A 13,278-nucleotide genomic window follows, 5' to 3' on the forward strand; every position below is an offset into this window, starting at 1 on the left:
CGCCGCAGCAGAATCAAGAATGGGACCGAACGCAACCGGAGGTCCCATGAACTCGGCGAAAACGAACCACGCAGGCGCGGACTTCAAGGCACTCGATGCCTGCCACCAGCAGATTGCCGAGCACCTCGTTCGACTGGATGCGCTGGTGGAGCATCTCGTGAGCCAGGGCGTCGATGCGCATGCACAGGGCGAGGCACGCAGCATCGAGTCCTTCTTCACCGAGACCTCGCAACGTCATCACCTGGACGAAGAGTCCAAGGTGTTCCCGCCGTTGCTCGCCTCATCGGACGAAGCGCTCGTCGCCACCGTGCGCATGCTGCAACAGGACCACGGCTGGATCGAGGAAGACTGGCTCGCCATCGCGCCGCAGTTGCGCGCCATCGCGGCCGGCTACAGCTGGTACGACCCCGACGAACTGCGCCACGGCATCGGTGTGTTCCTGGAGCTGTGCCGCGAGCACATCCAGCTCGAGGAATCGATCATCTACCCGCAGGCCAAGGTGGTCGCCGCGAAGCTGGCACGGCGGCGCGCGTCGCTTCCGCCGCTCATGTTCAAAGCGGGAGCGCCGTCGTCTTCTTGACGGTGCGCAGCACCAGCATCGAGTTCGAGCGCGACACACCCGGCAGGTGCATCAGCACCTCCGAATGAAAGCGCTCGAGGTCCTCGGCATCGCGGTAGGCGAAGCGGATCAGGTAGTCGTTCGCGCCGGCCACGTAGTAGCAATCCAGGATCTCGGGCGTGTCGCGCACGGCCTGCTCGAAGGCTTCGAGCTGCGGCGTGTTCATGCTGTCGAGATTGATGATGGTGAAGCTGATGCCGTGCTTGCCCACGGCCCGCGGGTTGACCAGGGCCACGTACTGCGCGATGACGCCGCCGTCCTCGAGCGCCTTGACGCGGCGCAGGCAGGCCGAGGGCGACAGGTGCACCCGCTGCGCGAGTTCCTGATTGGAGATGCGGCCGGCATCCTGCAACTCGGTCAGGATTGCCCGGTCAATCGAATCCAGTTGCACTTCCGAGGCTTTGTGTCGCATTGGATGCGGTGTTTCTGCAGATAGTTCGCATGATATTGCAGGATGGAGGGTGAACCCCGCTCGATTGCGCAAGCACATTGCGCGACGGTTTCTCTAGACTCGCAGCGTGTCTGATCGCACACTTTGCCGGGGGTGCATCGACATCTCCAGGAGCCTGCTGCCATGAACCAATCCATCGACCCTGCCGTGCTCTCGCTGCGCGACGAAGGCGCCGCCCACCCGCATGCGATGGACGCCTACTGGATGCCGTTCACCGCGAACCGCCAGTTCAAGAAGGCGCCGCGCCTCCTGGCCAAGGCCTCGGGCATGCACTTCTGGACGCCCGAGGGGCGCGAGGTGCTCGACGGCATCGCCGGCCTGTGGTGCGTGAATGCCGGCCACGCCCGGCCGCGCATCGTCAAGGCGATCGCCGAGCAGGCTGCCGAACTCGACTTCGCGCCGCCCTTCAACATGGCGCACCCCAAGGCTTTCGAACTGGCCGAGCGCCTGGTGCAACTCACGCCGCGGGGCCTGAACAAGGTGTTCTTCACCAACTCGGGCTCCGAGGCGGTCGACACCGCACTGAAGATGGCCATCGCCTACCACCGGGCCCGCGGCGAAGGCACCCGCACCCGGCTGATCGGCCGCGAGCGCGGCTATCACGGCGTCAACTTCGGCGGCATCTCGGTGGGCGGCATCGTCGGCAACCGCAAGCTGTTCGGGCCCATGCTCGGCGGCGTCGACCACATGCGACATACGCACGACCTGGCGCGCAACGCCTACTCGCGCGGCGTGCCGGCGCACGGCGCGGAACTGGCCGATGACCTCGAGCGCCTGGTCGCGCTGCACGACGCCTCGACCATCGCCGCGGTGATCGTCGAGCCGGTGGCAGGCTCCACCGGCGTGCTGCTGCCGCCCCAGGGTTACCTGGAACGGCTGCGCGCCATCTGCGACAAGCACGGCATCCTGCTGATCTTCGACGAGGTCATCACCGGCTTCGGCCGACTGGGCTCGCCCTTCGCGGCGCAGCACTTCGGCGTCACGCCCGACCTGATGACCGCTGCCAAGGGCATCACCAACGGCTGCGTTCCAATGGGCGCGGTGTTCTGCAAGCAGCAGATCCACGACGTGTTCATGACCGGCCCCGAGCACGTGATCGAGTTCACCCACGGCTACACCTACTCGGCGCATCCGTTGGCCTGTGCTGCCGCGCTGGGCACGCTGGACACCTACGCCGAAGAGGGCCTGCTGACTCGCGGCGCGCAGATGGCGCCCTACTTCCAGGAGGCGCTGCACTCGATGAAGGGTTCGCGCCACGTGATCGACGTGCGCAACATCGGCCTGGTCGGCGGTGTCGAGCTCGAGCCGATTCCGGGCCAGCCGGGCAAGCGAGCCTTCGACATCTTCCTCGAGTGCTGGGAACGTGGCGTGCTGATCCGCACCACCGGCGACACGATCGCGATGTCGCCGCCGCTGATCATCGAGAAGAGCCATATCGACCAGATGGTCGGCACGCTGGCCGACGTTCTGAAGACGGCGGCCTGATCCCTTCCTTATGACGCTGCTGCAGACCGACCTGGAACTGACGCGTAACTCCTACTACGCGGCGACGGCGCCGCGGCGGCAGCGCTTTCCCGTGCTGCAAAGCCATGTCGACGCCGACGTGGCCATCGTCGGCGGTGGCCTCGCCGGCCTGTCGGCCGCCATCGAGCTGGCCGACCGCGGCTACAGCGTCGCGCTGCTCGAAGCGCGCCAGGTCGGCTGGGGCGCTTCGGGGCGCAACGGCGGCCAGGCGATCGCGGGACTGGCCTGCGAGCAATCGGTCATCGAGTCGCAACTCGGCCGCGAAGCCTCGCGCCGCGTCTGGGACATGACGCTCGAGTCGATCCGCCTGATCGGCGAGCGCCGCCAGCGCTTCGGCATCGACTGCGACTGGCGCGACGGCTACCTCGGCCTGGCCGTCAACGAGCGCAAGGCGCGCGAACTGCGCACCTGGCAGGAGCAGATGCACGCCGACTACGGCTACGAGTCGACCTGGATCCCGCCGCAGGACATGCAGCGCTGGATCGCCAGCTCGCGCTTCCACGGCGGCATCCACGATCCGCTGGGCGGTCACCTGCATCCGCTGAAATACAGCATGGGCATGGCCGCCGCCGCGGCCAGCCTCGGCGTGCAGGTGTTCGAGGAATCCGGCGTCACCGAGATCGTTCCGGGCCGCGTCGCCAAGGTGCGTACCGCCCAGGGCAGCGTCAATGCGTCGCATGTGCTGCTGGCCGGCAACGTCTACCTGCAGGGCGTCGCGCCGGTGCTCGAGAGCCGCGTGATGCCGGTCGGCACCTACATCGTCACCTCGGAAGCCATCGAGCCGGCGCTGGCCGCTTCGCTGATCCCGTCGGGCGCCGCGGCTTGCGACACCAACTTCGTGCTCGACTACTTCCGCCCGACGCTCGATCACCGCATGCTCTACGGCGGGCGCGTCAGCTACAGCACGACGACGCCGTCCAACCTGGCCGAAAGCATGCAGCGCCGCATGGCGCGCACCTTCCCGCAGCTGCGCGACACCAAGGTCGAGTTCGCCTGGGGCGGCTTCGTCGACATCTCGATGAACCGCGCGCCGGACTTCGGCCGCCTGGCCGATCGCCTGCACGACAAGGGCGGGCCGGACTGGTCGAACGTCTACTACCTGCAGGGCTTCTCCGGCCACGGCCTGGCGCTCACCGGCCTGGCGGGCAAGCTGGTGGCCGAGGCCATCGCGGGCGATGCCGAACGCTTCGATACCTTCGCACGCATCCGTCATCGTTCCTTCCCCGGCGGCAAGCTGTTGCGCACGCCGGCGCTGGTGGCCGGCATGGCCTACTACCGCCTGAAGGATCTGCTGTGAACGCGCGCCGTTCCTCCAAACCCGTCGTGCTGGTGCCGTCGTGCAACCGGGTGCTCGGCCAGCACCCGTTCCACATCGCCGGGCGCAAGTACATCGAGGCGGTGCGCCTGGCCGGAGCGCTGCCGCTGATCGTGCCGGTGGCGCATGCGGACGAGATCGACGAACTTCTCGATCTGGCCGACGGCGTGCTGCTCACCGGCTCGCCCTCGAACGTACATCCACGCCACTTCGGCGAGGACGTGCACGACACCAGCCTGCCGCTGGACACCGAGCGCGACGACTGGACGCTGCCGATGATCCCGCGCGTGATCGAGCGCGGCATCCCGCTGTTCGCGATCTGCCGCGGTTTCCAGGAAGCCAACGTCGCGCTGGGCGGCACGCTGCATCAGGCCGTGCACGAGGTCGAAGGCCAGAATGACCACCGCGGGGCTGGCGGCGCGGCCGATGCACCGGCGGAGCTGGTCTATGGCCTCGCCCATCCGGTCGACGTGCAACCCGGCGGCGCGCTCGCGAAGATCCTGCCCGAGCCGCGCATCCAGGTGAACTCGGTGCACGGCCAGGGCGTGAACCGGCTCGCGCCGGGTCTGCGCATCGAAGCCCGCGCGCCGGACGGCCTCGTCGAGGCCTTCTCCGTCGAGCACGCGAAGGGCTTCAACCTGTGCGTGCAGTGGCATCCCGAATGGCAGGCCGCCACCAACCCGATCTCGGTACGTTTGTTGCGTGCCTTCGGGGATGCCTGCATTGCCTACCGCGACCGAGCGCGCGCGCCTGAGCCACCGCGCTGACGCGCGCACGGCGCCTTGGCGCCTCCCCGCATCGGCGGGACCGATTCCGCGCACCGTCAGCGCCGCCATGGCGGCCCGGTGTGCTCCAACTCTCAGGTGACTCATGGTTGACAAAAGCAATTTCGGCTTTGCCGAACTCGAACAGTGGCTCAATGAACGACGCGTGACGGAGATCGAGTGCCTCGTGCCCGACCTCACCGGCGTGGCGCGCGGCAAGATCCTGCCGCGCGAGAAGTTCACCGAGGACCGCGGCATGCGGCTGCCGGAAGCGATCGTCGCCATCGGCGTGACCGGCGAATTCCCCGAGGAGGGGCCGTACTACGACGTGATCCACGCGACCGACCGCGACATGCACCTGCGCCCCGACCCGAGCACGGTGCGCATCGTGCCCTGGGCCACCGACCCGACGGCGCAGGTGATCCACGACTGCTTCGACCGCGACGGCAAGATGATCCCGTACGCACCGCGCTCGGTGCTGCGCCGCATCTGCGACCTCTACGACGCCGAGGGCTGGAGCCCGGTGGTCGCGCCCGAGCTCGAGTTCTACCTGGTCGAGCGCAACACCGACCCGAACACGCCGCTGCGCCCGCCGCGCGGCCGCAGTGGCCGCGCCGAGACCTCGCGACAGGCCTACTCGATCGATGCGGTGAACGAGTTCGACCCGCTGTTCGAGGACATCTACGCCTACTGCGAGCAGATGGAGCTGAACGTCGACACGCTGATCCACGAGGTCGGCGCCGGCCAGATGGAGATCAACTTCTTCCACGACCACCCGCTGGGCCTGGCCGACGAGGTGTTCTTCTTCAAGCGCACCATCCGCGAGACGGCGCTGCGCCACGAGATGTTTGCCACCTTCATGGCCAAGCCGATGGCCGGCGAGCCGGGCAGCGCGATGCACGTGCACCAGAGCATCATCGACAAGGTCACCGGCAAGAACATCTTCAGCAACGCCGACGGCTCGCCCAGCAAGGAGTTCTTCTGGTACATCGGCGGCCTGCAGAAGTACACGCCGGCGGCGATGGCCCTCTTCGCGCCCTACGTGAACTCGTACCGGCGTCTGTCGCGCTCGATGTCGGCGCCGATCAACATCCAGTGGGGCACCGACAACCGAACCGTGGGCATCCGATCGCCGGTGGCCTCGCCGGCGGCACGGCGCATCGAGAACCGCGTCATCGGCGCCGATGCCAACCCCTACGTGGCGCTGGCCGCCACGCTGGCCTGCGGCTACCTCGGCATGAAGAACCGCATCGAGCCCACGCCCGAATGCAAGGGCGACGCCTACCTGTCGGAGTACCAGCTGCCGCGCTCGCTGTCCGAGGCGCTGGGCTGGCTCGCCGACGAGAAGGACCTGCACGATGTGCTGGGCAAGGAGTTCATCACCGTGTATTCGGAGATCAAGGAGATCGAGTTCGACGAGTTCATGAAGGTGATCTCGCCGTGGGAGCGCGAGCACCTGCTGCTGCACGTCTGAAGCACGCACGAGACTGGAGAACGACATGAATGCCGTCCTGAACACGCCGCATCCCCGCACGACCGCCGAATGGCAGGCTGCCGACTCGGCGCATTACCTGCACCCTTTCACCGACTTCAAGGGCCTCGCGAGCAAGGGCTCTCGCGTCATCACCCGCGCCGACAACATCTACCTCTGGGACAGCGAGGGCAAGAAGATCCTCGACGCGATGTCCGGCCTGTGGTGCGTGAACGTGGGCTATGGCCGCCAGGAGCTGATCGACGCGGCGACCCGCCAGCTCAAGGAACTGCCCTTCTACAACAGCTTCTTCCAGACCGCGACGCCACCGGCCATCGAACTCGCCGAGTTGCTGGCCGAGGTCACGCCGCCGCAGTTCCAGCACGTCTTCTATTCGGGCTCGGGCTCCGAGGGCAACGACACGGTGGTGCGCATGGTGCGCCGCTACTGGGACGTGCTCGGCCAGCCGCAGCGCAAGGTCATCATCAGCCGCAAGAACGCGTACCACGGCTCGACGATGGCCGGCGCCTCGCTCGGCGGCATGAGCGGCATGCACGAACAAGGGGGGCTGCCGATCCCCGATATCGTGCACATCGAGCAGCCGTTCTGGTTCGAACTGGGGCGTGACATGTCGCGCGATGCCTTCGGCCTGAAGGCGGCCGGCTTGCTGGAGGCGAAGATCCTCGAACTCGGCGCGGAACGTGTGGCCGCCTTCATCGGCGAGCCGATCCAGGGCGCCGGCGGCGTGATCGTGCCGCCCGACACCTACTGGCCCGAGATCCAGCGCATCTGCGACAAGTACGGCATCCTGCTCGTCTCCGACGAGGTCATCACCGGCTTCGGCCGCACCGGGCAGTGGTTCGGCTGCGAACGCATGGGCAGCAAGCCCGACCTGATGACCTTCGCCAAGGGCGTGACCTCGGGCTACATCCCGCTGGGCGGCGTGATGGTCGGCGAGCGCATCGCGCGCGTGCTGATCGACCAGGGCGGCGAGTTCAACCACGGCTACACCTACTCGGGCCACCCGGTGGCATGCGCCGTCGCCATCGCCAACATCCGCCTGATCCAGCGCGAGGGACTTGTGGAACGCGTGCGCGAGGACGTCGGGCCCTACCTCGCCCAGCGTTTCGCCGAGTTCGCCGAGCACCCGCTGGTCGGCGAGGTACAGACCTGCGGCCTGATGGGCGCGCTGCAACTCGTCAAGGACAAGGCCTCCGGCGCCACCTTCGACGGCGCGCTCGAGGTCGGCATGGTCTGCCGTGGCCACTGCTTCGGCAACGGTCTGATCATGCGTGCAGTGGGCGACCGCATGATCATCGCGCCGCCGCTGGTCATCACGCGCGCGCAGATCGACGAGATGGCGGGCCTCATCCGCCGCTGCCTCGACCTGACGCTGGCCGACGTGAAGGCCAGGGGCTGGATGTGACGTCGGCCGCCTGCAACGTGGCACGGGGTTTGCCTCTAGCACCGTGCGCGGCCTGCTCGCTAGACTGCCCGAGAACTTGATCCCGCTACCGTCTTTAGTCCTCGCACAAACCTCGACACGAAGGAAGTCCACCATGAAACGGATGATCGGCACCCTCAGCTCACTGACCGCGGCCGCGCTGGCCGCCACGGCCTTGCTGTGGGGGCCGCCGGCCGCGGCCCAGGAAGAAGAGAAGGTGCTGAACGTCTACAACTGGTCCGACTACATCGCCGAAGACACGCTGAAGACCTTCGAGAAGGAAACGGGCATCAAGGTCCGCTACGACAACTTCGACAACAACGAGATCGTCCACGCCAAGCTGGTGGCCGGAAAGACGGGCTACGACGTGGTCGTGCCCTCGTCGTACTGGGCCAAGATCCAGGCCGACGGCGGCCTGCTGATGAAGCTCGACAAATCGAAGATTCCCAACCTGAAGCACCTCGACCCGTCGCTGCAGGAGCAACTCGCCAAGCTCGACCCGGGCAACCAGTTCCAGGTCAACTGGCTGTGGGGCTACACCACGGTGGGCATCAACGTCGACAAGGTCAAGGCCGCGCTGGGCAGCACGCCCATGCCCGACAACGTCTGGGATCTCGTCTTCAAGCCCGAGTACATCTCCAAGCTCAAGGGCTGCGGCGTGAGCTTCCTCGACTCGGCCACCGAAGTGATCCCGGCCGCCCTGCACTACCTGGGCAAACCAGCCTACTCGAAGAGCCAGGCCGACTACGCCGGCGTGGGCCCGTTGCTCAAGTCGATTCGCCCCCACGTGACGCTGTTCAGCTCCTCGGGCTACATCAACGACATGGCCAACGGCTCGATCTGCCTGGCGCTGGGCTGGTCCGGCGACATCAACATCGCCCGCCAGCGCGCCATCGACGGCAAGACCGGGCAGAAGATCGAGGCGCTGATCCCGAAGACCGGCGGCGTGCTGTTCTTCGACGTGATGGTGATCCCCGCGGACGCGCCGCACCCCGGCAATGCGCACAAGTTCATCGACTTCATCCTGCGCCCGGAAGTGCACGCCAGCCTGACCAATAAGGTCTTCTACGCGAACCCGAACGCAGCCTCGAAGAAGTTCATCAAGCCCGAGGTGGCGAGCAACCCGTCGGTGTTCCCGGGCGCAGACGACATGAAGAAGATGCAGGCCCCGGACGCGCTGTCCAACGACATCCGCCGCACCATGACGCGGCTTTACACCAGCTTCAAGACCGGGCTGTGAGCGGCGCCCACCAGGAGGCAACATGAGCGCCACACCGCCCGCCTTTCTGCAGATCCAGGACGTGGTGAAGGACTTCGGCGGCGGTGCCGTCGCGGTCAACCACGTCAGCCTGGAGATCACCAAGGGCGAAATCTTCGCGTTGCTCGGCTCTTCGGGCTGCGGCAAGACGACGCTGCTGCGCATGCTGGCGGGCTTCGAGACGCCCACCGCGGGGCGCATCCTGCTCAACGGCCAGGATCTGGCCAACATTCCGACCTACGACAAGCCGATCAACATGATGTTCCAGAGCTACGCGCTCTTCCCGCACCTCACGGTGTGGGAGAACATCGCCTTCGGCCTGCGTCGCGAGGGAATGGCGCAGGACAAGATCACCGAGCGCGTCGAGGCCATGCTCAAGCTCGTGCAGCTGGGCAAGCTGGCCAAGCGCAAGCCGCACCAGCTCTCGGGCGGACAGCAGCAACGCGTGGCGCTGGCGCGCAGCCTGGCCAAGCGGCCTCAACTGCTGCTGCTCGACGAGCCGCTGGGCGCGCTCGACAAGAAGCTGCGCGAAGAAACGCAGATCGAGCTGGTCAACATCATCGAGGAGGTCGGCGTGACCTGCGTGATGGTGACGCACGACCAGGAAGAGGCCATGACCATGGCCTCGCGCATCGCGATCATGAGCGAGGGCAAGGTGCTGCAGGTCGGCGCGCCGGCCGACATCTACGAGACGCCCGCCACCCGCTTCGTGGCCGACTTCATCGGCAACGTCAACCTGATGGACGGCACGCTCGCCGAGGACGAGGCCGACCACTGCGTGATCGACTGCCAGGACATCAAGCACTACGTCGGCCACGGCATCACCGGCACGGCCGGCATGCCGGTGACGGTGGCGGTGCGGCCGGAGAAGATCCACCTGTCGCCGCACGCACCGTCCGACGAAGACCTCGCCGCCGGCTTCAACCGCGCCAAGGGGGTGGTGAAGAACCTGTCGTACTTCGGCAGCTTCACCGTCTATCACCTTGAGCTGCCCAGCGGCCGCATGCTGAAGATCAGCCAGAACAACACCCAGCGCCACCGGGAGCACGAGCTCACCTGGGGCAGCGAAGCCTGGGCGCACTGGTCGCGCCAGTCGCAAGTGGTGCTGACGCAGTGAGCCGGTCATGAATCGACTGCGCGCCCTGCTCGCCTGGATCGTCCGCGGCCGCACCGCGGTGATCGGCCTGCCCTACCTTTGGCTGCTCGCCTTCTTCCTGCTGCCGTTCCTGATCGTGCTGAAGATCAGCGTCTCCGAAGTGGACGGCGTCGTCTTCAAGGAAGTGCTGAGCTTCAAGGACGGCGTGCTCGCGCTGTCGGTCAAGCTGTCGAATTACGTGTTCATCACGGAAGACGACCTCTACTTCAAGACCTACCTGTCGAGCATCAAGTACGCCGCCGTCACGACGGTGCTGTGCCTGGCCATCGGCTACCCCTTCGCCTACTTCATGGCGCGCGCCAAGGCGTCGCTGCAGCCGGCCCTGCTGATGCTGGTGATGCTGCCGTTCTGGACGTCCTTCCTGCTGCGCGTCTATGCCTGGAAAGGGCTGCTCACCGAGCATGGCTGGGTGTCCGATCTGCTCATCGCGCTGCGCGTCGATCACCTGCTGCTGGCCGCCGGCGTGATCCCGGCGCTGGGCAAGTTCATGAATTCGCCCTTCTCGCTGGTGCTGGGCATGGTCTACACCTACCTGCCCTTCATGATCCTGCCGCTCTACGGCAACCTGGCCAAGATGGACCTTCGCCTGCTCGAGGCAGCTTCCGACCTCGGCGCCACGCCCTGGGTGGCCTTCTGGAAGGTCACGGTGCCGCTGTCGAAGGCGGGCATCATCGCCGGCTCGATGCTGGTGTTCATTCCCTGCATCGGCGAGTTCGTCATCCCCGAACTGCTCGGCGGGCCGCAGACGCTGATGATCGGCCGCGTGCTGTGGGACGAGTTCTTCAGCAACAACGACTGGCCGATGGCCTCGACCGTGGCGGTGGTGATGGTGCTGCTGATCCTGGTGCCGCTGGCGATCTTCAACCGCTACCAGGCGCAGGCCCAGGAGCAACGCAAATGAGCGGCCGCACCTTCTTCGGCGCGGGTTTTGCCCGCGGCTTCTCGAAGGCCTGGCTGGCGGCCGGCTACGTGTTCCTGTACCTGCCCATCGTGGCTCTGGTGATCTTCTCGTTCAACGACTCGCCGATCCCCAACGTCTGGTCGGGCTTCACGCTGAAGTGGTATGCCGCGCTGCCGGGCGACCGCGAAATGATCGGCGGCCTGTGGCTGAGCCTGCAGATCGCGTTCTTCACCGCCTGCGGCTCGGTGGTGCTGGGCACGCTGGCGGCCTTCGCGCTGGTCAAGTACCGCCGATTCACCGGCCGCACGCTGTTCAGCGGCATGGTCAGCGCGCCGCTGGTGATGCCCGAGGTGATCATCGGACTGTCGCTGCTGCTGATGCTGGTGTCGGTGCAACGCGTGCTCGGCTTCCCCGAGCGCGGCATGTTGACCATCTGGATGGGCCACCTGCTGCTGGGCATGGCCTACGCCACGGTGGTCGTGCAGGCCCGGCTGCAAGACCTGAACCCGCAGCTCGAGGAAGCCGCGATGGACCTCGGTGCGCGCCCCTGGCAGGTCTTCACGCTCGTCACGCTGCCGATGATCGCGCAGGCGCTGATGTCGGCTTGGCTGCTCACCTTCACCCTGTCGCTCGACGACGTGGTGCTGTCGGCCTTCCTGTCCGGCCCCGGTGCGACGACGATGCCGCTGGTGATCTTTTCCCGCGCACGGCTGGGCCTGAACCCGAGCGTGAACGCGGTGGCCGCGCTCATCGTGCTGGCGGTCTCGGTGGGCGTCGTGCTCGCCAGCCTGGCCATCGCCAGGGCCGAACGCAAGCGTGCACAGGACATGGCCGCGGCCGCCCGCGGCGGTTGAGACGAACGATTCCCGATTCAGCGCAACGATTGATCAAACGAGGAGAACCCGATGAAATTCTGGCAACCCACCGCCCTCGCCCAGGCGGCCCTGCTCGCCCTGGGCGCCAGCTTCGCCGGCGGCGCCGCCGCGCAGTCGACGGCCGACCTGCTCAAGGAGCTGCAGGAGCTGAAGAAGCGTGTGGCGGAGCTCGAAGCCAAGCAGAAGGCGCCCGAGGCCAAGCCGGCCGCGGGCCAGTGGGGCATGACGCCCGAGCAGGCCGCCGAGTTCAATCGCATCTCGGTGAAGACCGAGGCGATGGAAGATGCGCGTGACGCTTCCGGGCTGAAGCTGCTGAAGATCTCCGGCTACATGGATCCGACCTTCATCTACAACAAGCGCCAGGATCGCGCCGGCTTCCAGTTCCTCAACGCCGTGGGCGACGACGGCTACAACTACGACAACTCGTACTTCGGCGCGGCCGTCATCGACTTCCAGAAGGAGACCGACTCCGGCACCCGCTGGCGCCTGACGCTGGCGCCCAACCGCGGCGTGGGCGCCGTGTTCGACGGGCAGTCGCCGGTGCACGAGGCCAGCGTGTCGGTGCCGCTGGGCGACCTGCAGACACGCTTCATCGCCGGCCAGCTCCCCGACTGGTCGGGCTACGAGTACCTGCAGCCCACGCTGAACAAGCTGATCACGCACAACCTGCTGTTCGACTTCACGCTGCCCACCGCCTACACCGGCGCCGGCATGGAGATCACCGACGGCAAGTGGATCTACAAGGGCGTGATCGCGAACATGAACGCATCGCGCAACCAGCCGGGCGAGAAGGCGCCGGTGTTCGCCTACCGTGTCGACTACTCGCGCGGCGAGTTCCAGGGCTTCGGCTTCGCCGGCGTGCATGGCAAGGCCGCCAACTTCCGCGGCTTCGACGACACGCAGCCCGACGGCATCGGCATCAACCCGGTGTCGCTCGAGCCCTACTCGACCAAGAACACCCGCCTCGACCTGTTCGAGTTCGACGGCTACTTCATCCGCGGCGACTGGACGGTGCAGGGCCAGGTCAGCTTCGGCAAGCAGAAGCAGGCCGCGGTCACCGCCGACCCGACGACGGGCGAGCTTCGCGACGCCAGCTGGTGGGGCCTGTCGACGCTGGCCGCCTACAAGTGGACGCCGCGCTTCGAGACCACTGCGCGCGTGGATTACCTGAACAACAAGAAGAACGGCGGCGGGCTGCTCGGCTTCACGGGCGCCGACGACCGCAACGGCATCGGCCCGGACGGTGCCGGCGATCCGGAAGTCGGAGCGAACCGCACCGCGCTCACGCTGGGTGCCAGCTGGCTGTTCAACCTGAACACCACCTTCAAAGCCGAGTACCGGCTCGACCGCGCCAGCCAGCCGGTGTTCATCAATGTCAAGGACAGCACCTACAGCAAGACCAACCAGATGATCGGCGCCTCGGTGCTGGTGTCGTTCTGATCCATCGGGCGTCCGCTATCGGACGCCCCGCACGGCATCACGCCCGCGGCCCGGTAACGG

Annotated in this window: 12 protein-coding genes; 11 read left to right on the forward strand and 1 reads right to left on the reverse strand. The window is 66.7% G+C overall.

Annotation, left to right across the window (positions count from 1 at the left end; translation table 11 throughout):
* Positions 1 to 46: 46 nt before the first annotated feature.
* Positions 47 to 580: a hemerythrin domain-containing protein gene (locus HZ992_RS09740; RefSeq protein WP_209386451.1), complete on the forward strand. Its 534-nt coding sequence runs from the start codon at positions 47 to 49 to the stop codon at positions 578 to 580.
* Here the strand turns inward: HZ992_RS09740 and HZ992_RS09745 are convergent.
* Positions 552 to 1,031 carry an Lrp/AsnC family transcriptional regulator gene (locus HZ992_RS09745; RefSeq protein WP_209386452.1) on the reverse strand — a complete coding sequence of 160 codons (480 nt, stop codon included), beginning with the start codon at positions 1,029 to 1,031 and terminating at the stop codon, positions 552 to 554. The two genes, HZ992_RS09740 and HZ992_RS09745, sit on opposite strands and share 29 nt — an antisense overlap.
* 228 nt (positions 1,032 to 1,259) lie before the next feature.
* On the opposite strand from HZ992_RS09745, the gene HZ992_RS09750 reads away from it, so the two are divergent.
* From HZ992_RS09750 to HZ992_RS09795, 10 genes are all read left to right on the forward strand, one after another.
* Positions 1,260 to 2,555, forward strand: a complete 1,296-nt coding sequence (locus tag HZ992_RS09750) for an omega-aminotransferase AptA (protein WP_245213481.1) — start codon at positions 1,260 to 1,262, stop codon at positions 2,553 to 2,555.
* Between the two features lie 10 nt (positions 2,556 to 2,565).
* Positions 2,566 to 3,891, forward strand: a complete 1,326-nt coding sequence (locus tag HZ992_RS09755; RefSeq protein WP_209386454.1) for an NAD(P)/FAD-dependent oxidoreductase — start codon at positions 2,566 to 2,568, stop codon at positions 3,889 to 3,891.
* The gene (locus HZ992_RS09760) at positions 3,888 to 4,676 is read left to right on the forward strand and encodes a gamma-glutamyl-gamma-aminobutyrate hydrolase family protein (RefSeq protein ID WP_245213415.1); all 789 of its coding nucleotides are present in this window, start codon (positions 3,888 to 3,890) and stop codon (positions 4,674 to 4,676) included. Before HZ992_RS09755 ends, HZ992_RS09760 begins: the two co-directional genes overlap by 4 nt.
* A 103-nt stretch (positions 4,677 to 4,779) precedes the next feature.
* On the forward strand, positions 4,780 to 6,147 hold the full coding sequence (locus HZ992_RS09765; protein WP_209386455.1) for a glutamine synthetase family protein: 1,368 nt from the start codon (positions 4,780 to 4,782) through the stop codon (positions 6,145 to 6,147).
* 25 nt (positions 6,148 to 6,172) lie between these two features.
* Complete coding sequence (locus HZ992_RS09770) at positions 6,173 to 7,570, forward strand: aspartate aminotransferase family protein (RefSeq protein ID WP_209386456.1); 1,398 nt, start codon at positions 6,173 to 6,175, stop codon at positions 7,568 to 7,570.
* Positions 7,571 to 7,703: 133 nt separating this feature from the next.
* Complete coding sequence (locus HZ992_RS09775; RefSeq protein WP_245213416.1) at positions 7,704 to 8,828, forward strand: polyamine ABC transporter substrate-binding protein; 1,125 nt, start codon at positions 7,704 to 7,706, stop codon at positions 8,826 to 8,828.
* 22 nt (positions 8,829 to 8,850) lie between these two features.
* Entirely contained in the window at positions 8,851 to 9,963 is a 1,113-nt protein-coding gene (locus HZ992_RS09780; RefSeq protein WP_209386457.1) for an ABC transporter ATP-binding protein, read from the forward strand.
* Between the two features lie 7 nt (positions 9,964 to 9,970).
* Entirely contained in the window at positions 9,971 to 10,903 is a 933-nt protein-coding gene (locus tag HZ992_RS09785) for an ABC transporter permease (protein ID WP_209386458.1), read from the forward strand.
* Positions 10,900 to 11,757 carry an ABC transporter permease gene (locus HZ992_RS09790; RefSeq protein WP_209386459.1) on the forward strand — a complete coding sequence of 286 codons (858 nt, stop codon included), beginning with the start codon at positions 10,900 to 10,902 and terminating at the stop codon, positions 11,755 to 11,757. The genes HZ992_RS09785 and HZ992_RS09790 overlap by 4 nt, the downstream gene beginning before the upstream one ends.
* A 51-nt stretch (positions 11,758 to 11,808) precedes the next feature.
* Positions 11,809 to 13,218 (forward strand): DUF3138 family protein, encoded by a 1,410-nt coding sequence (locus tag HZ992_RS09795; protein WP_209386460.1) that lies wholly within the window; start codon positions 11,809 to 11,811, stop codon positions 13,216 to 13,218.
* Positions 13,219 to 13,278: the final 60 nt, after the last annotated feature.

This window comes from Rhizobacter sp. AJA081-3, from assembly GCF_017795745.1.
In the GTDB taxonomy this organism is placed as follows: domain Bacteria; phylum Pseudomonadota; class Gammaproteobacteria; order Burkholderiales; family Burkholderiaceae_C; genus Piscinibacter.